Annotated in this window: 15 protein-coding genes; 13 read left to right on the top strand and 2 right to left on the bottom strand. The window is 63.3% G+C overall.

All coding sequences use genetic code 11. The features are described from left to right. Positions 1 to 1,158: extracellular solute-binding protein (locus H7C19_RS21415; protein ID WP_185671099.1), on the top strand; the 1,158-nt coding region annotated here is incomplete at its 5' end. Here H7C19_RS21415 and H7C19_RS21410 read toward each other — a convergent pair. Next, positions 1,129 to 2,214, bottom strand: a complete 1,086-nt coding sequence (locus H7C19_RS21410) for a hypothetical protein (protein ID WP_185671097.1) — start codon at positions 2,212 to 2,214, stop codon at positions 1,129 to 1,131. The genes H7C19_RS21415 and H7C19_RS21410 overlap by 30 nt on opposite strands. Positions 2,215 to 2,347: 133 nt before the next feature. On the opposite strand from H7C19_RS21410, the gene H7C19_RS21405 reads away from it, so the two are divergent. Continuing rightward, positions 2,348 to 3,538 (top strand): class I SAM-dependent methyltransferase, encoded by a 1,191-nt coding sequence (locus H7C19_RS21405; protein ID WP_185671096.1) that lies wholly within the window; start codon positions 2,348 to 2,350, stop codon positions 3,536 to 3,538. 156 nt (positions 3,539 to 3,694) lie between these two features. Here H7C19_RS21405 and H7C19_RS21400 read toward each other — a convergent pair whose 3' ends face one another. After that, entirely contained in the window at positions 3,695 to 3,931 is a 237-nt protein-coding gene (locus H7C19_RS21400) for a DUF2626 domain-containing protein (RefSeq protein WP_185671094.1), read from the bottom strand. A gap of 429 nt (positions 3,932 to 4,360) precedes the next feature. Here H7C19_RS21400 and H7C19_RS21395 point away from each other — a divergent pair, with 429 nt between their 5' ends. The 11 genes from H7C19_RS21395 to H7C19_RS21345 all read left to right on the top strand — a co-directional run bounded on the left by H7C19_RS21395 (position 4,361) and on the right by H7C19_RS21345 (position 17,956). Continuing rightward, positions 4,361 to 5,011, top strand: a complete 651-nt coding sequence (locus H7C19_RS21395) for an RsfA family transcriptional regulator (RefSeq protein WP_185671093.1) — start codon at positions 4,361 to 4,363, stop codon at positions 5,009 to 5,011. A 120-nt stretch (positions 5,012 to 5,131) separates the two neighbouring features. Continuing rightward, on the top strand, positions 5,132 to 6,106 hold the full coding sequence (locus H7C19_RS21390) for a ketopantoate reductase family protein (protein ID WP_185671091.1): 975 nt from the start codon (positions 5,132 to 5,134) through the stop codon (positions 6,104 to 6,106). Next, positions 6,107 to 6,511 (top strand): DUF3397 domain-containing protein, encoded by a 405-nt coding sequence (locus H7C19_RS21385; protein ID WP_185671089.1) that lies wholly within the window; start codon positions 6,107 to 6,109, stop codon positions 6,509 to 6,511. A 280-nt stretch (positions 6,512 to 6,791) separates the two neighbouring features. Continuing rightward, the gene (gene bshC, locus H7C19_RS21380) at positions 6,792 to 8,444 is read left to right on the top strand and encodes a bacillithiol biosynthesis cysteine-adding enzyme BshC (RefSeq protein ID WP_185671088.1); all 1,653 of its coding nucleotides are present in this window, start codon (positions 6,792 to 6,794) and stop codon (positions 8,442 to 8,444) included. A gap of 42 nt (positions 8,445 to 8,486) precedes the next feature. After that, positions 8,487 to 9,749 (top strand): adenosylhomocysteinase, encoded by a 1,263-nt coding sequence (locus tag H7C19_RS21375; RefSeq protein ID WP_185671087.1) that lies wholly within the window; start codon positions 8,487 to 8,489, stop codon positions 9,747 to 9,749. Between the two features lie 580 nt (positions 9,750 to 10,329). Beyond that, positions 10,330 to 11,493 (top strand): DUF4349 domain-containing protein, encoded by a 1,164-nt coding sequence (locus H7C19_RS21370; RefSeq protein ID WP_185671086.1) that lies wholly within the window; start codon positions 10,330 to 10,332, stop codon positions 11,491 to 11,493. 126 nt (positions 11,494 to 11,619) lie between these two features. Then, a complete protein-coding gene (mraZ, locus tag H7C19_RS21365; RefSeq protein ID WP_185671084.1) occupies positions 11,620 to 12,057 on the top strand; it encodes a division/cell wall cluster transcriptional repressor MraZ in 438 nt (145 codons plus the stop codon). A gap of 93 nt (positions 12,058 to 12,150) precedes the next feature. Beyond that, the gene (gene rsmH, locus H7C19_RS21360; RefSeq protein ID WP_185671083.1) at positions 12,151 to 13,104 is read left to right on the top strand and encodes a 16S rRNA (cytosine(1402)-N(4))-methyltransferase RsmH; all 954 of its coding nucleotides are present in this window, start codon (positions 12,151 to 12,153) and stop codon (positions 13,102 to 13,104) included. A gap of 71 nt (positions 13,105 to 13,175) precedes the next feature. Continuing rightward, the gene (ftsL2, locus tag H7C19_RS21355) at positions 13,176 to 13,586 is read left to right on the top strand and encodes a cell division protein FtsL (protein ID WP_185671082.1); all 411 of its coding nucleotides are present in this window, start codon (positions 13,176 to 13,178) and stop codon (positions 13,584 to 13,586) included. Between the two features lie 23 nt (positions 13,587 to 13,609). Beyond that, positions 13,610 to 15,880: a penicillin-binding transpeptidase domain-containing protein gene (locus H7C19_RS21350; protein WP_185671081.1), complete on the top strand. Its 2,271-nt coding sequence runs from the start codon at positions 13,610 to 13,612 to the stop codon at positions 15,878 to 15,880. 126 nt (positions 15,881 to 16,006) lie between these two features. After that, complete coding sequence (locus H7C19_RS21345; RefSeq protein WP_185671080.1) at positions 16,007 to 17,956, top strand: stage V sporulation protein D; 1,950 nt, start codon at positions 16,007 to 16,009, stop codon at positions 17,954 to 17,956. Positions 17,957 to 18,055: the final 99 nt, after the last annotated feature.

Here is an 18,055-nt window from a genome sequence, read left to right as displayed (position 1 = left end):
GATCTGCGCGCGGTGGCCGTCATGAGCGAAGCGGCGTTCAAGACGCTGGAGCAACAGAACGCTCGCTTCGCCCTGCGGCATCCCGACATTCACGTCGCGCTGACGCGGGTGGATCCGAAGGACGCGGACGCCCTGCTGGACAGCCGGCTCGACGACGGGCGCGCGGCCGATCTCGCGCTCGTGCCGAACGAGTGGGTGAAGACGCTGGCGGTCGCCGGCGTGCTGCTGCCCGCTGACGCGGCGTTCGTGGGCGAGGCGCTATCCGACCAGTTCGACGCGCTGGCCGCGCCGCTGAAGTGGAACGGCTACATCTGGGGCGTTCCGCGCAGCATGGATCCCTACGTGCTGGTGTGGAACCGCAACGTGCTCGGCGCGCTCCATCGCGAGGACGGGAGCGCGCTGGCGCGGCCGCTGCGCGCCGAAGAATGGCCGGCCCTTCCGAAGCTGCTGCAGGACGCCGGGCTCGGGGCATCCTGGCTGACGCTGGACGCCTCCGATCCCTATGCGGTGCTGAGCTGGTTCGGGGCGGCCGCCGGAGAGCGCGCCGACGCGCTCCTGAGCGATCAGGGCAAAGCCTGGAACGGACAAGCGCTCGACGCGATTCTCGCCATGCCGCCCGAAGAGCGGGTCGGCATCCAGAAGCGCGAAGCCGATTCGCGCTTCTGGACGGCCTTCGCGGCGGGCGGGACGTTGGCGGCCGTCGTCCGCTATTCGGAAGCTGCGGCGGCGATCGCCGGGCTGCCCAAGACTGCGGCCGACGCGCTGCAGATCGATCGCGCCGGCTGGGAGCAGCCGTACGTCTGGGCGTCGGGGGAGAGCTTCGCCCTGTCCGCGCGCACCCGGCACGAGGAGGCCGCGAAGACGTGGATGGCCCAGATGGCCAGTTCGGCCAACCAATTGCAGAATTACGCGGATTCCGGCCTGCTGCCGGTCTTCCCCTCCTTGTATACGGCCGGAGCCGGGATTGCGCCGAACCTCGCGAACGCGAGCCTGCAGTCCTTCCCGAATCAGGCCCCGTCAGCGACGGGGCCCGAGGTGCCGAACCGCCTCAGGCGGCTGGCCGGCTTGTGGGAGCAATGGCTGGACGGGCGAATCGGACTGGACGAATGGAAGCTGCTATGGCCGGCGTCATTTGCCGAGTTTAAGTCCGACGACTAACCGGCCTTCCTCCAGGCTGACGCTGTCCGCTTTGACGAACTTAATAAGATCTTGCGGATAGAAGCCGAGATCGAACTCCCGGACGAGATCGTCGCGCGTGGCGTCCGGCAGGGTCAAGCCGTTGAAGATCAATTGATCCATATGGAAGAGAATGGCGTTTTTCGGTTCGTTCTCCACCGTATAATGGCCTTCGATTTTCACTTGCAGATTGCCGTTGTTCCCTTCGAGCGTGAGCTTCCCGGGGGCAAAGGCGATCGTGAACTGCTTCAGCATATCGTCCTGCGACTGGAGGAACGCGTTCAGCTGTTCGTCCGTGATCGTAAGCGTCGTCTTCAAGCCGCTCGTCACGAGCGACTCGGGATGATCCTTGATCCAGTCGGGCAGCTTGTTCATCGTTTTGGCGAGCGCGGAGAAGTGCTGCTTGACCTCATAGAGGCCGACGCTTTGCCAATAACGCTGCATCTCTTCCATTTGCTTGCGGAGCAGCTCGGGGTTGCTGCTATGGGCAATCGCCTGTTCGACTTCCCGCTGGAGGGCCGCGACGCGTTCGCGCTGCGCGCGAAGATCGTTCTCCACCCGGGCGAGGTCGGCCCTGTCGCGGTCGAGCTTCGTGCGGTTGTCGCGCAGGCGGGCGTATTCCTGGCTGTAACGGTCCAGCGTGTCGTGGTCGGCCTGGAACATCAGGTCCATCAGCTCCCAGGTCCGCAGCAGCTCGGGCAGGGAGTGGAAGTTCAGCAGCGCGCCCCACATGGCTTCTTTTTGTCCCATGTAGTAGGAGCGGAGCACCCGGCCGGCTTTCTCGCGTTGGGCGGCGATGGCGATCGCCTGTTCGGCGATGCGGTTCTCGTTCTTGGCGATCGCCTGCTGCGCGTCGGCGCGCAGCGCGCCGATCCGCTCGATCTCCCGGTCGATCTCCACGACGGTGAGCCCTTTCTCCAGCAATTGTCTCGTTTCTTCCGTCATCGGCTCGGCATAGACGGGCATCGGCGCTCCGGCGCTCGGAAGCAGCAGATAAACGATCAGTACGGTCAGGCCGAGCCATAACCAGCGGCGCATCGGGGCCTCCTTCCTCCGGTATGGACGGGCGTTGCGGTAGTCCAGCATATGCGGCGGGAAGACTGCTTTATGACCCGCCATCGCTCTATTATATATTAGGATCCTCATCTAGAGGAGAGAAAGGAGGCGCCGGATGGACGGCGCGCATCCCGATCGGCCGGCTTCGCTGCCGGACATGCTCGCGGACGCCATCGCGCGCAGCCCTCGCGGGGGCTGCGACGAGGGCGGTTCGCCTTGCCGCTGCATCACCTTCCGCGATTATATGGCTTATTGCCTGTACGAGCCGAGGTTCGGCTACTACCGCGGCGACGCCGTCCGCACGGGACGGGAGGGCGACTTCTATACGAGCGCCTACGTCGGCGACCTCATGGGCGAATTGCTGGCCGACCGGTTCGCGCAGCTTGCGGACGAGCGGTTCGGGACGGCGGGCCCCGTCGAGGTCATCGACTGGGGCGGCGGAACGGGCAGGCTCTCCCTGCAAATGCTGCGCAGGTGGAGGGAGCGGGAGATGACGCCGTCCCGCTTCGTCCTGACGCTGGCGGACGGCAACCCAGGCCACCTCCGCCTCGCGCGCGAGACACTCGCCGAAGACGCCGCGTCCGGGGCGGCACGCATCCTGACCGATGCCGAAGCCGAGGCTTGCGATTGGCGGGATCGCCCGGCGATTCTGGTCGGCAACGAGCTGCTGGACGCGATGCCGGTGCACCGCGTCGTTCGGCGGGGCGGACGCTTGTGGGAGTGGGGCGTAGCCTGGGACGCGGCGCGCGGCTGCCCCGTCCCCTGCCGGACGGAGCCGAGCGATCCGCAGCTCGCCGCGTGGATGGAGCGGGACGGGATCCGGCTGCGGGAGGGGCAGACCGCGGAGCTGCATCTCGATGCGGGCGCCTGGCTGAAGGCGCGGAGCGGGCAGTTCGGCGAAGCGCTGCTCGTCTTCCTCGACTACGGCGACGCCTCGGAGGAGCTGACCGCACCGCACCGGATGGACGGGACGCTGCTCTGCTACTCCCGTCATGTCGCGCATACGGACCCCTACGCGCTACCGGGCGGGCAGGATCTGACGGCGCACGTCAACTTCACCTCGATCCGGCGCGCCGCGCTGGAGGCGGGCTGGGTCGAGGTGGCCTACCAGACGCAGAAGGAATTCCTCGTCTCCGCCGGCATCCTCTCCCGTTTGTCCCCGCCGGGGGACGCCGACCCGTTCGGTCCGGCAGCCCGGCGCAACCGGGCGGTCCGGCAGCTGCTCCTGACCGACGGCATGAGCGAGCTATTCAAGGTCCAGATCTTCGCCAAAAGCCAAGTAAAAACGGTTTTGCCGTCTTCCTAGACGGTGACACGTATTTATCGGAGGTCATACAGAGACGGATAGGCGTGAAAACTTAACATTCTGTATGACTAAACAAGGCCGGAGCGTTCGCGCTCCGGCCTTGTTGCTCTCGTTTGTGTAAAGGAAAAAGGTTCGCCCCGTCCCGTCGGATGGCCCTTAGTAAGGCAAGCTCATCTCGAATACGGACCAGTAGGTGAATCCCAAGAACGCGATGACCATGTATCCCCAGAACATGAAGATATAGGTGCGTTCGGTGAATTTCAGATAACCAAGCAAGAAGAAAGCGGCCGTCTGGATGAAGAATAGAAGCGACATCTCGTACATATCGCCTGCGAACGACATCAGCGCGATCGCCAGCGTCCAGAAGCCCAGCACCCGGAACATGCGTGCCACGTTTGATCCCCCCTCTGCACAACGTCCTCACGAATTTCTACAGCATATTATACCTTTATAGCCAATCGAGTGTAAACCTGAAGAAGTGACGAAATGGCAAACTTTTCGTCCAAGCCTCGGCGCGGCCCGCGTATACTCCGATCATTCCCCGAATCCGACGCCCGCCAAACGCGCGCGCACGGCGGTTCGGAAGGCTTCTGCCGGTATTTGGCGGGTCGCTTCCATGGTTCCACCGACTCCCCGTCCTTATACATGCCGTCTCCGGCCGGCCGGCGGCGGGACGGAAACCCTTGGGACCCGAAGGTATACCGTTCGAAAAAATGGATATACCTAGAAGTATCCGATAGATTCTATGAATTCTACCATGGGCATAAAGATGAATGAAGAAGATCATGAAACCTATGCGTAGACAAGGAGGGAACAAACCCCATGGCGGCTGTAAGACAAGACGCATGGAGTGCGGATGACGACCTGATCCTCGCGGAAGTCACACTGCGCCACATTAGAGAAGGAAGCACGCAACTTGCTGCTTTCGAAGAAGTCGGGCAACGGATTGCCCGCACGTCCGCGGCTTGCGGGTTCCGCTGGAACAGCTGCGTCCGCAAGCGCTACGACGAGGCGATCTCCATCGCCAAGCAGCAAAGGCAAAAGAGAAATTATTTGAAGAAGCAAGGCATCTCCGGAATGTCGCAGCCGGAACGGCTGCCGGTGCCGGGAGAAGAGCCCGAATCTGCGAAAACCGAACTGCTTTCTGCGGACTCCTTATCTATGGAGGCGGTTATCCGATATTTGCGGCAATGGAAGAATACGGTTCAGGATCTGACCCGTCAGGTGCGAACGCTCGACAAAGAATTGAAAGACAAAGAGGAGCAGCTCCTCAACCTGCGTCAATCGAACGACAAGCTCTCCAAAGAAGTGAACGAAGTGCAAACGGACTACCAGGTCGTCAACGACGACTACAAGGCGCTGATCCGGATCATGGACCGCGCGCGCAGGCTCGCCTTCCTCTCGGAGGAGACGGAAGACGAGAAGACCCGCTTCAAGATGGATGCCAACGGCAACCTGGAGCGCATCGAATAGCTAGGCGGCCGACCGCCTGACCGGGCCACCCCTTCGCGAACGCCGCGAAAGAGGGTGGCTTTCGTTTGAGAGGACCGCTATGATAAATGCAATCACGTCAAGCATGGGGGAGCGCTTCGAATGACGAAAATCGCGGTTGCGGGCGGGGGCTCGATCGGTCTGCTGCTGGCGGGCAGGATCGCGCTGGCGGGCAAGCCGGTGACGGTATGGACGCGCGCCGAAGCGCAGGCGCGCGCGTTGGCGGCGTCGGGCGTCGCGGTATGCGGAGCGTCCGGCGAGACGATCGGCATCGCGCCCGTGACGGCGATGACGCTGGATCAGGCGCAGGCGGAACGGGATCCGGCGCACGTCGTCCTGCTGGCGGTCAAGCAGACGGCGCTGTCGCAGGCGTTCCTGGACGCGCTCCGGGCCGCGGTGCCGCCGGGCGCCGCGGTCGCGGCGTTCTGCAACGGCTTGGGGCATACGGAGCGGCTCGCGGCGGCGCTGCCCGGACGGCATCTGCTGGCCGCCGTGACGACCGAGGGGGCGCGCCGTACGGGGCCGGCCGCGGTCCGCCACACGGGCAGCGGGAACACCTGGCTCGGGGACGCGCCGTTGTTCGACGGGACGGCGCGCGACGCCGCCGTTCCCGCGGACCCGGCAAAGCTACAGATCGTAGAAAAGGTGCTGAAAGAGGCAGGATTTACCGCGATTGTGTCGAATGATATGGCAGAGAGAATGTTGCGGAAATTGCTGAGCAACGCCGTGATCAATCCGTTGACGGCCTTGCTGCGCGTGCCGAACGGTCAGCTGACGGCGACGCGGGACCGCCTGCGGCTGATGCGGACGTTGTTCGACGAGACGGTCCCCGTCCTGCGGCAGTACGGCTTGCCGAACGACCCCGCGCTGTGGGACGAGCTGCTCGACGTCTGCGCGCGCACGGCGGCCAACCGTTCCTCCATGCTGCAGGACGTGGAGGCCGGCCGCCCGACGGAGATCGGCGCCATTAATGGAGCGGTCTCGCGCCTGGCGCGGCAGGCGGGCTTGCCGGCTCCGTGGAACGGCGGCTTGACGGCGCTCATCGAGGCGATTCCCGGCGACGGAGGAGACGTGTGAATGGGTTCATTGTGGGAGGCTTTGGTGTCCGCATACGCTTTTCTTGCCATCGTACCGGTCCTGCCCTTCCTGCTCGTGTTCGGGGTCGCTTCCGTCCGCAGCGGGGATCGGCAGCGGGCCATCCGGCTCGCGATGGATATCACGACGGCATTCCTGATCGGCATCGTCGCCTCGCTGATCAACAAGCTGCTGGGCAATCATTTCGGCCCGTATCTGATCCTGTTGTTCATGCTGCTCGGCGCGGGCTTGATCGGCAACGCGCAGTACCGGATGCGCGGCAAGGTGAACGGCATGCGGCTGTTCAGGGCGATCTGGCGGCTGTCTTTCTTCGCGATGAGCGTACTCTACATTCTGCTCATGCTCGTGGAACTCGTGAAGAGCATGTTCGGCAGCGAACCCGTCTAATCCCGATCGCCGGCGCGCGAGGGCGCCGAGAGCGCTTAGGTACGACCAGCTGGATCGATGGCAGGGGCTGTCCCGCAAGTCCGTACGGACTTGCGGGACAGCCCCTGCCGCATGAAGGCGCGCCGGCATGTACGATCTCCTCCAATCCAAGGATGGTCCCGTAATTCGAAAAGACGGGGAGAGAGGCGGGCGCTGGCGCGTCAAGACGAGCTTTGACGCCATCCGACCGCCTCGTGTACAATCGGATTTGACATGGTAATCTGACGGGAGGACCCTCTAAATGAACGTATATCCCCTCCAAGGCTTGTCTGCCCCGTCCTTGGCGGAACAATACAGGCTGGGCGACGCCGGCACCCGCCGGCTGTTCGGCGCTCATCCATTCGAACGCGCCGACTGGCTTCAGCGGGCGGAAGCGCTCGACCGGCTGGCGGATCGCCGGGCGGACCGGAAGTCGCTCGCCGCCGCGCTGAGGGAATACCAGGCGCAGTTGGCCCCGCACGAGCGGGTCTTGCAATCGATCGCGGATCTGGAGCGCGAGGACACGCTGGCCATCGTCGGCGGACAGCAGGCCGGCTTGTTCGGCGGCGCGCTGCTCATCGTCTACAAGGCGCTGACGGTCATCCAATCGGCCAAGCATGCCGAGCGGCTGCTCGGCCGCCGGGTCGTGCCGGTCTTCTGGATCGCGGGCGAGGACCACGACTTCGACGAGGCGAACCATGTCTACGTCGAAGCGAATCACGTCTTCGCCGGCGAAGCGGACGGCGAATCCGTCCGCATCCGCCTGAACCGGCCGGAAGGCCCGCGCCAGGCGGTCAGCCGCACGCCGCTCTCGGCCGCGGATTGGGAGTCCGCCGTCGGCGCGTTGGCGCGCGCCCTGCCCGATACAGAATTTAAACCGGAATTGCTCCGGCAAATCACCGCCCAACTCGCGGACGCGCCGTCGCTGACGCTGGCGTTCGCCCGGCTGCTGTCGGACTGGTTCGGCAAGGACGGTCTCGTCCTCCTCGATTCGGACGATCCGGCGCTGCGCCGCCTGGAGCGCCCGCTGTTCCGCGAGATGATCGAGCGAAGCGACGGCATCAGCGCGGCGATCGCCGAGGGCGAAGAGCGCGTGAAGGCGCTCGGGTACCCGCTGCAGGCCGAATCTTCGCCGGAGATCGCGAACCTGTTCCTGCACCTGGAGCGGGGCCGGACGCTCCTGTACCGCCGCGACGGCGGATTCCAGGACCGCCGCGGCGAAGTCGCCTTCACCCGGGACGAACTGCTGCAATGGACCGCGGAGAAGCCGGAGACGTTCAGCAACAACGCGCTGACCCGCCCGCTCATGCAGGAATACCTGCTGCCGGTGCTGGCGACGGTGCTCGGGCCTTCCGAAATCGCGTACTGGGGCGTGCTCGGCCCCTCGTTCGACCTGCTCGGGCTGCAGATGCCGCTGCTCGTCCCGCGTCAGTCGTTCACTTACCTGGAGCCTGCCGTCGGCAAGCTGCTCGCCAAGTACGGGATGACGGCGGAGGAATTGATGGCGCGCGGGGACGCGCGCAAGGCCGAATGGCTGTCCGCCCAGGACCGCTGGGATCTGGAAGCGAAGTTCGCCTCCGCCCGCGAAGCGTTCGAGCGGCTGTACGCGCCGATCCTGGAGACGGTCTCGGCCGTCCAGCCCGGATTGGATCGGCTCGGCGAGCGCAACCGCGACAAGATTCTGGAGCAGATGGCGTACCTGGAGCAGCAGACCGCGAGCGCGCTCGCGAAACGCCATGAGGACGCCTTGCGTCAATGGGACCGCATGCTGGGATCGCTCCGGCCGCAAGGCAAGCCGCAGGAGCGCGTGCTGGGCGGCATTCATTTTCTGAATCGCTATGGACCGGGCTGGTTGGACGCGCTCCGGGAAGTCGACTACGACGTAACGGGCGGACATCGATTGCTCGAAGGGTAGCCTTTCAACATACTATAATCAACAGGAGGTCGTTCATAAACGATGAAAACAACGCTTAGCAGCATTATCCGGGATCCGTCCCTCGCGCCGGAAGGCCGGCTGAAGATCGATTGGGTGCAGGCGCACATGCCGGTGCTGAACCGCATACGCGAGCAGTTCGAGCGCGACCAGCCGTTCAAAGGGCTGAAGGTGGCGATCTCGCTGCACCTCGAAGCGAAGACGGCCTATCTGGCCAAGGTCGTGCAGGCCGGCGGCGCCGAAGTCGCCATCACCGGCAGCAATCCGCTGTCCACGCAAGACGACGTCTGCGCGGCGCTCGCCCTTGACGGCATCGCGGTCTTCGCGAAGTACAATCCGGACCCGCAGGAGTACCACGACCTTATGGTCAAGGCGCTGGAGACGAAGCCCGATCTGATCATCGACGACGGCGGCGACCTGGTCACGATCCTGCATACGGAACGCAAGGACCTGCTGGCGAACGTTCGCGGCGGGGCGGAGGAGACGACGACGGGCATTCTGCGCCTGAAGGCGATGGAGAAGGACGGCTCGCTGCAATTCCCGATGGTCGCCGTGAACGACGCCTTCTGCAAATACCTGTTCGACAACCGTTACGGCACCGGTCAATCGGTATGGGACGGCATCAACCGGACGACGAACCTCGTCGTGGCGGGCAAGACGGTCGTCGTCAACGGCTACGGCTGGTGCGGCAAAGGCGTGGCGATGCGGGCGAAAGGGCTAGGCGCCAACGTCGTCGTTACGGAAGTGGACGCCATCAAAGCGGTCGAGGCGTATATGGACGGCTTCACCGTGCTGTCGATCGCCGAAGCGGCCAAGATCGGCGACTTCTTCGTCACCGTAACGGGCAACAAAGACGTCATCCGCGGCGAACATATCGCGAACATGAAGGACGGCGCGATCTTGTCCAACGCAGGCCACTTCGACGTCGAAGTGAATCTGGTGGAGCTCGCGGCGCTGTCGGTATCGAAGCGCGTCGTCCGCCGCAACATTGAGGAGTACCAACTGAAGGACGGACGCCGTATCTATGTGCTGGCGGAAGGCCGTCTGGTCAATCTCGCCGCGGGCGACGGGCATCCGGCCGAGATCATGGACATGACGTTCGCGCTCCAGGCGCTGTCGCTCCGCTACGTCAACGAGAACTACGAAGCGATCGGCAAGCGAGTCGTGAACGTGCCTTACGAGCTCGACGAGCAGGTCGCGCGGACGAAGCTCGAATCGCTCGGCATTACGATCGACAAACTCAGCGACGAACAGAAGGCTTATCTGGCCAGCTGGACCGCGCACTGAGTCGGCCATGCCGAAGCAGATCGGGGGCCGATAACCGTTTTGAGCGGTTAACTTGGCACGGTTCGTGCAGGTTGCGAGGCCGATAACCGTTTTGAGCGGTTAACTTGACCCGGTTGGGGCGAATAGCGAGGCCGATCACCGTTTTGGGCGTTAACTCTGCTCGGCTGAAGCATATCGCAGGGCCATTAACCACATTTACGCGGCAGCTTTGCCGACTGCAACGGTTAACGCACCTGAATACAGAGACGCCCTTCCGAACGACAAGATGTCGTCGCGGAGAGGCGTTTTTTCAGTCTTCCGGCATGACATCCAACACGAACGCATCTCCCACGCTCCAAAATGATCTCCGATACAAATGGATTTCCCGCCTTCCGGCATTCCCTCCTAAAGGCGCATTCTCACTTCCAGCATGATTTTCGATCAAAATCAAAAAAGTCGGCGACGTCTTGTTACTTGCTCGTTCGGAAACGGGCGGCCGAAAGCGGTGGCCCGGGCGGAAACGATGCGACCGTAGTTTGCAACATTTACCAGAACCTCCTCGTCTAGAGGGCAGATATACCGGATAAGGGGGATCTGTCGAATGAAGCAGATGGGGGTACGCCGCCCGCGAGGCGCGCGCAATCGGAAGAGATGGGCGTGGGCCGCGGTGTTTTCACTGTTGCTGCTGGCCGGCTGCAGCGGGCGTTCGAACGACAACGCGTCCGAGGCGCTGCGGGGCGAGGCGGCGTCCGCCCCGCAAGCGGCGGCGGTCGCGAACGAATCGCTAGCGGATGCAGTCACGGCTAAGAATTCGGAAGCGCTGAGCGAAAAGGGGAGCGCGGCGGACACCAGCTTCGCGGCGGCTTCCGGCGCGCCCGCTTCGGCGGATGGCCTGAGCGCCGGCACGACGTTCGGTCCGGTCGCGGACGCCGCGGCCGGGTTCAACCGCAAAATGATCTACAACGCCGACGTCGTCCTCAAGGTAGAGCGCTTCGCCGAAGGAGAGCGGCGGGTCAGCGATCTCATCTTCCAAAGCGGGGGCTATATCGTTCAATTCGCGGATTCGCGCACGGGCGAATATGCGGGTTCGACCTACGCGATCAAGATTCCGTCGGCGGGATTCAGCGCCTTCCTCGACCGGTTGGGCGAGATTCCGCACAACGGGTTCGAGCGGCAGATCAAAGGCAACGACGTCACCGAGGAATACGTCGACCTCGAGGCGCGGCTCAAAGCGAAGAAGATGGTGGAGACCCGGTTGCTCGCCTTCATGGACAAGGCGACGAAGTCCGACGATCTCGTGCGCTTCTCGAACGAGCTGGGCAGCGTGCAGCAAGAGATCGAGCAGATCCAGGGGCGCATCCGCTATCTCGATCAGAACGTCGCCTATTCGACGATCAACCTGCGCTTGTACGAAGGGCCGGCTGACGAGCCGATGAAAAAGGAGGAGAAGGACAAGGGCCTGGCAGCCAGACTCGGGGGCGCGATGTCGGGCAGCGCGGACTTCCTGCGCGTCTTCGGCGAAGGCGTACTCACCGTCTTGGCCGCGCTTCTGCCCGTGCTGGCCGTGGTCGTGATTCTGGGCGTTCCCCTATGGCTCGTCATTCGCCGCAGCCGCCGGGCGCGGCGGGGGGTGGCCGCCGAGCGGCGCGCGCTGCTGAACGCGCCCGTTCCGGCGGATCCGACGGCAACCGCCTCCGCGCGGGCGGATGCGGTCGAGGAAGCGCCCGTCGAAGAAGGTTCTGACGAATCGGGGGAGATTCGTTAATCCCCTAAAATATTTTTATGAAATCCTGCTCATTTAAGCAGGATTTCTTTTTTTTGACGCGAATAGTCATCATAAGTGGTTCAAAGTGGGGCAAAGTGGTGGAAGATGGAGGAGGTGTGGGGGCGCATGTTTTTAGGGGAATACCAACATTCGATCGACGACAAAGGCCGAATCATTATTCCCGCTAAATTCCGCGAATCCCTCGGCACGGAGTTCATCGTCACCCGCGGCTTGGACAACTGCTTGTTCGTCTACCCCCGCGAGGAATGGAACCTCTTGGAACAGAAGATGAAGTCGCTGCCTTCGATGGCGGCGAACGCGCGGGCGTTCTCGCGCTTGCTCTTCGCCGGCGCGTCCGAATGCGAGTGGGACAAACAGGGAAGGGTAAACGTGCCGAATCACCTGCGCGATTATGCCAAGCTTGACAAAGATTGTACGATTATCGGCGTCTCCTCCCGCGTGGAGATCTGGGACAAGGCGACTTGGGAAGCTTACAGCAAGCAGTCCCAAGATTCGTTCAACGAGATTGCCGAGAAGCTGGTCGATTTCGACTTTAACTTCTAAGCCGGAACCGGCCGCACGACGAGCGTTCACAAATTCCTTGCAGCATAGACAAAAATCAGAAAGACCCCGAGAGGTTGCCGGGAGGGCATACGCGTGTTTCACCACATTACCGTGCTCAAAGAGGAAGCGGTCGACGGACTCAACATCAAAGAAGACGGCATCTATGTCGATTGTACGCTCGGCGGGGCCGGCCACAGCGAAGCGATCGCTTCGCGGCTCGGACCGCGGGGAAGGCTGATCGGACTGGACCAGGACGATACCGCCCTCGCGCATGCGCGGGAGCGACTCGCGCCTTACGGCGCGGTCGTGACGCTGGTGAAAAGCAACTTTCGGCGCCTCGCCGAGGCGCTCCGGGAAGCCGGCGCGACCGGCGAGGACGGAGCGCCACAGGTGGACGGCGTGCTGTTCGACCTGGGCGTATCCAGCCCGCAGCTCGACGAAGCCGACCGCGGCTTCAGCTACAACCACGACGCCGAGCTCGACATGCGGATGGACCAGAGCCAGCGCTTGTCCGCGAAGGAGATCGTGAACGAATGGGACGAGCAAGAGCTCGCCCGCATCTTCCGCGACTACGGGGAAGAGAAGTTCGCCCGCAAGATCGCCCGCCAGATCGTCGCAGCCAGACAAAAGGCGCCGATCGAGAAGACCGGCGAGCTGGCGGAGCTGATCAAGTCCGCCATCCCGGCGGCGGCGAGACGCACCGGCGGCCATCCCGCCAAGCGGACGTTCCAGGCGATCCGCATCGCCGTGAACGACGAGCTCGGCGCGTTCCAGGACGCGCTGAATCAGGCGATCGAGGTCGTCCGTCCGGGCGGCCGCATCGCGGTCATCACGTTCCATTCGCTCGAAGACCGGATCTGCAAGCTGACGTTCGCGAAGGAAGTCGCCACCTGCCGCTGCCCGCCGGACTTTCCGGTGTGCGTCTGCGGCGGCGGAGACGGACGCCTGCGGCTCACGCCGCGCAAGCCGATCCTGCCGTCCGAACGGGAGCTCGAAGAGAACAACCGAGCCCGTTCCGCCAAGCTGCGCATCGCCGAGAGACTGTAGAGAGAACGTAAAGAGATATTAAAGAAGCAACTGTCGCATAGCACAACCACGTCAAGGGGGAGAGAACGAAGATGCAGTATTATGGAAACCTCGCGCTTCGCGAGGAGCGTAAGCCGGAGAAGCAGCCGCAGCAGCGGGGCCCGGCTCCTTCCCGCCAGTCTCCCCAGCCGCGCCGCCGCCATCTGCCGGTCGGGGAGAAGCTGATCTATCTGTTCACGGTGGCGCTGCTCGTAGGCGTAACCGGCCTCGTCATCTACCGTTCGGCGGGACTCTACGAGATGAATCGCGAGATTCAGAAGATGACCGGCGAATACGAGCAGGCCGTCGACCAATCCAGAGAGCTGCAACGCGAAGTGGACCGGCTGATGGATCCCGCGGAGATCGCGAGAAAGGCGCAAAAGCTAGGTTTGCAGAAGCTCGATCAGCAACCGATTACGTTGTCGGCCGACAAGGATCAAACGGCTTCCCAAACGAAGCCCTAACGTCTGATAGAAGGTGATGGGCGATGACGAAGAGAATCAAACTGCGTACGTTGTTAATGGGAGGGTTCCTAACCCTCCTTTTTGTCGGTTTATGGGGGCGGGTCTATTGGGTGCAAGTCGCGAACGCCGCCTTCTGGGAGAAGCAGGCGCGTACGACCTGGATGACGACCAAGACGCTGCCGCAGGAACGCGGCACGATCACGGACCGGTCCGGGAACGTGCTGGCCGCCGGCGCATCCGCCTTCACCTTGGCCGTTAATCCCAAGCTCATTCACGAGCTGGACGAGAAGAATCCCGAGTGGAAGCTGCGGGATCAGATCGTCTCCAAGATCCATAACGTCCTGGGCAAACCGGAGGACGAAATCCGGCAGAGCCTCGACGCCAAAAAGGAAAACGGCGATTATCTGGTTCAAAAGGAGATCCGCCCCGAAGGCTGGAAGATGGACAAGGCGGTCGCCGACCGCTTCAAAGCGTTCGTTAAAACGCTGCAGGATCAGACCGGCAAGAAAAACGTCGGCATCATCCTCGCGGAGGATCAGAAGAGGTATTATCCGAACGGATCGCTGGCCTCTCAAATTCTCGGCTACGAGAACAAAGACAACGAGGCGATCATGGGACTCGAGCGGTCGCTTAACGACCAGTTGGAAGGCTCGGCGGGCAAGATTACGTACGAGAAGGACGGCAAACGCACGCAGCTGCCGGACGGCAAGGTCGAAGCGACGCAGCCGGTCGACGGCAAAAACGTCAAGCTGACGATCGACAGGGACATCCAGTATTACATGGAACAGGCCATGCGCGAAGCGTACGAGAAGTATCATCCGGTCAGCATGACGGCCATCGCGGCCGATCCGAAGACGATGGATATTCTGGGCATGGTGAGCTTGCCGGACTTCGACCCGAACCATTACTGGCTGTACAAGGATCAGTCCGCCTTCAAGAACAACGCGGTCCAGTCGGTCTACGAGCCCGGTTCCACCTTCAAGATCGTGACGCTGGCGGCCGCGGTGCAGGAAGGGCTGTTCGATCCGAACGACCATTACATGTCGGGCAGCATCTCGATCTCGAGCAAGGACAAGCCGATCCGCGACGTCAAGCGGGGCGGCTGGGGCAATATCAGCTACCTGGACGGGCTCAAGCATTCGAGCAACGTGGCGTTCGTCAAGCTCGGATACGAGAAGCTGGGCAAGGAGAAGTTCCGTCAATACATTACCAACTTCGGCTTCTCGCAGAAAACGGGCATCGATCTGCCGGGCGAAGTGCTCGGCAACACGAGAATGAGCGCGAACCGCGACCTCGCGGCGGCGACGTTCGGACAGGCGGTCACCGTGACGCCGATCCAGCAGGTCGCGGCGGTGGCGGCGGTGGCGAACGGCGGCAAGCTCATGGTGCCGCATATCGTCAAGGAGATCTCGGATCCGAACACGGGAGAGAAGCAGGTGTTCGAACCGAAGATGGTCCGGCAGGTCATCTCCGAGGAGACGTCCCGCAAGGTTGGGGAGTATCTGGAACAGGTCGTCAGCGACCAGAATATCGGCACGGGGAAGTCCGCCTACATCCCGGGTTACCGCATCGCCGGCAAGACGGGGACGGCGCAGACGGTCGTCGGCAAAGACTATTCGACCGACCGGTTCGTCGTCTCCTTCATCGGCTACGCGCCGGTCGAGGATCCGAAGATCGTGCTCTATGTGCTCGTCGACCAGCCGCAGGACGATCTGGCGGGCGGCGGCAAGACGGTAGGACCGATCTTCAAGCAGATCATGGAGCAGTCGCTGAAGCATATGGGCATTCTGCCTAAGCTGACGCAGGAGGAAGCGAAGCAGCAGCAAGAGGAGACGAAGAGCGACGCGCCGGTGACGGCGAAGGTGCCGGACGTCTCCGGCGACGCGACGACGACGGCGAAAACGAAGCTCGCGTCGGGCGGCTTCGAGGCCGTCGTGCTCGGTAAGGGCGCGAAGGTGCTGGGCCAGCTGCCGGAAGCGGGGAGCGTGCTCCCGACCTCCCAGCAGGTCTATCTGCTCACCGAGAAGACGCTGGACAACGTGCCGAGCCTCAAGGGTCTCGCGCTGCGGGATGCGCTCGAGATGTGCGCGCTGCTCGGCGGCGCCTGCACCGTGCAGGGCGAAGGCTATGTGACCGCCCAGCACGCCGAACGGACGAACGGCAAGCTGACCATCGCGCTGACGCTGGCGCCTCCGCTCTCGGCCCAGGATGCGTCGGCGTCGGACGACCCCGGCGCGACGCCGCCTTCGGGCACGCAGACTCCGCCGCCTGCCGGCAGTCCTCCGCCCGGCTAAACGGCGCGGGAGGACCGCCGAACGGCGGCCGCCGCTAGGCGTACAGCCCCAGGCTTGTTCTAACCCCCTTCGTCCCGGAATAGCTTGGGAGTAACACTCCGACGTTCCGGGGGAGGGGGTTATCTCGTGAAAATCTCGCAAGTCACCGTGCGCAGGCGCCTGTTTTTTGCGCTCGTCGCGGTGTTTGTCGCTTTTCTGGCGCTCGTCATCAGGCTGGGCTACGTCCAGCTGTTCAAAGGCGGCGAGCTGGCCAAGCAGGCCGAAGACTCCTGGCGGCGCAACATCCCGTTCGAAGCGAACCGCGGCACGATTACCGACCGCAACGGCGTGAAGCTGGCCTACAACATCAGTTCGCCCACCGTGTACGCGGTGCCGGCGCAGGTGAAGGACAAGGCGGAGGCCGCCCGGCAGCTGGCTCCCCTGCTCGGCATGACCGAGGAGAAGCTGAACGCCCTGCTCAAGAAGAAGGAGAGCAGCGTGAAGCTCTGGCCGGGCGGTCGGAAGATCACGGCCGAGCTGGCGCAGCAGATCGTCGATCTCGCCCTCCCCGGCATCTATGTCGCGGGCGACAACAAGCGTTATTATCCGTTCGGCGAGCTGGCCGCCCAAGTGCTGGGCATCACCGGCTACGACGGCGGACTGACCGGCGTCGAGAAGAAGTACGACAGCCAGCTCTCCGGCGTCCCGGGCAGCCTGTCGTTCCTGACCGATGCGGCCGGCCGGCAGATGCCGAATTCGAACGAAGCGTATCAAGCGCCGAAGGACGGGCTCACTTTGCAATTGACGATCGACCAGTCGATCCAGTCGATCGTGGAGCGGGAGCTCGATCAGGCGATGCTCAAATACCAGCCCGATCACGTCATCGCGATCGCGATGGACCCGTCCTCCGGCGAGATTCTCGCCATGGGGAGCCGGCCGTCGTTCCAGCCCGACAAGTACCAGGAAGTCGACCCGCAGGTCTACAACCGAAACCTGCCGATCTGGATGACGTACGAGCCCGGATCGACCTTCAAGATCATTACGCTGTCCGCCGCGCTGCAGGAAGGCAAGGTGGACCTGAAGAACGAGCATTTCTACGATCCCGGCTACGTCGACGTAGCGGGCGCCAAGCTCCGCTGCTGGAAGAAGGGCGGCCACGGCAGCCAGTCGTTCCTCGAGGTCGTGGAAAATTCCTGCAACCCGGGCTTCGTGGCGCTCGGCCAGCGGCTCGGCAAGGATAAGCTGTTCGACTACATCAAGGCGTTCGGCTTCGGCAAGCGGACCGGCATCGACCTGGAAGGCGAGGAGAACGGCATTATGTTCAAGCCGTCCCGCGTCGGTCCGGTCGAGCTGGCCACGACGGCGTTCGGGCAAGGGGTATCGGTGACGCCGATCCAGCAGATCACGGCGGTGGCCGCCGCTATTAACGGAGGAAAGCTGTTCAAGCCGCATGTCGCGAAGGCCTGGGTGCAGCCGGAGACCGGCGAGGTGCGCGAGGCGGTGCAGCCCGAGCTGGTCCGGCAGGTCATCTCGCCCGAGACGTCCAAGCAGTTGCGGGAGGCGCTCGAGAGCGTCGTCGCCCAAGGGACGGGGGGCAACGCCTTCCTCGACGGCTACCGGGTCGGCGGCAAGACGGGGACCGCGCAGAAGGTCGTGAACGGCGTCTACTCCGCGAGCGAGCATATCGTCTCGTTCATCGGCTTCGCGCCGGCGGACGATCCGAAGCTCGTCGTCTACGTCGCCGTAGACAATCCCCAAGGCATCCAGTTCGGCGGCGTCGTCGCGGCGCCGATCGTCCGGAACATTATGGCGGACGCGCTGCCGCATCTCGGGGTCGCCCCTCGCGCCAAGCAATTGAACAAGGAATACAAGTACGGCGAGGTGCCGATGGTGACGGTGCCGAACGTGGTCGGCAAGACGGTGTCGGACTTGTACGAAGATATGAACATGAACTTCCAGCTGACCGCTTCGGGCAAAGGCCAGACCGTCTTGCGCCAAGCGCCGGCGGCCGGCGAGCGCGTGCTGAAGGGCTCGACCATCCGCATCTATCTCGGCGACGAGAACGGCGGCGCCGACGCCAAGAAGAACGGGAATTGAAGGGGATCTTCCGGCGCGGAGCGGCAGGAAAGCCGCTTCGCGCCAGCGTTGTCCTGACATGACTGGCAAGATGTGGCGGAGCGACCAATTCGAACATTA

Source organism: Cohnella nanjingensis (assembly GCF_014212125.1).
Taxonomy (GTDB): domain Bacteria; phylum Bacillota; class Bacilli; order Paenibacillales; family Paenibacillaceae; genus Cohnella; species Cohnella nanjingensis.
This window is presented reverse-complemented; position numbering and strand designations above follow the sequence as displayed.

Coding starts and splice junctions, on each gene's coding strand:
- H7C19_RS21395 (WP_185671093.1), top strand. CDS start 4,361: ATGGCGGCTGTAAGACAAGACGCATGGAGTGCGGATGACGACCTGATC.
- H7C19_RS21405 (WP_185671096.1), top strand. CDS start 2,348: ATGGACGGCGCGCATCCCGATCGGCCGGCTTCGCTGCCGGACATGCTC.
- H7C19_RS21375 (WP_185671087.1), top strand. CDS start 8,487: ATGAAAACAACGCTTAGCAGCATTATCCGGGATCCGTCCCTCGCGCCG.
- H7C19_RS21410 (WP_185671097.1), bottom strand. CDS start 2,214: ATGCGCCGCTGGTTATGGCTCGGCCTGACCGTACTGATCGTTTATCTG.
- H7C19_RS21370 (WP_185671086.1), top strand. CDS start 10,330: ATGAAGCAGATGGGGGTACGCCGCCCGCGAGGCGCGCGCAATCGGAAG.
- bshC (WP_185671088.1), top strand. CDS start 6,792: ATGAACGTATATCCCCTCCAAGGCTTGTCTGCCCCGTCCTTGGCGGAA.
- H7C19_RS21350 (WP_185671081.1), top strand. CDS start 13,610: ATGACGAAGAGAATCAAACTGCGTACGTTGTTAATGGGAGGGTTCCTA.
- ftsL2 (WP_185671082.1), top strand. CDS start 13,176: ATGCAGTATTATGGAAACCTCGCGCTTCGCGAGGAGCGTAAGCCGGAG.
- H7C19_RS21390 (WP_185671091.1), top strand. CDS start 5,132: ATGACGAAAATCGCGGTTGCGGGCGGGGGCTCGATCGGTCTGCTGCTG.
- H7C19_RS21385 (WP_185671089.1), top strand. CDS start 6,107: ATGGGTTCATTGTGGGAGGCTTTGGTGTCCGCATACGCTTTTCTTGCC.
- mraZ (WP_185671084.1), top strand. CDS start 11,620: ATGTTTTTAGGGGAATACCAACATTCGATCGACGACAAAGGCCGAATC.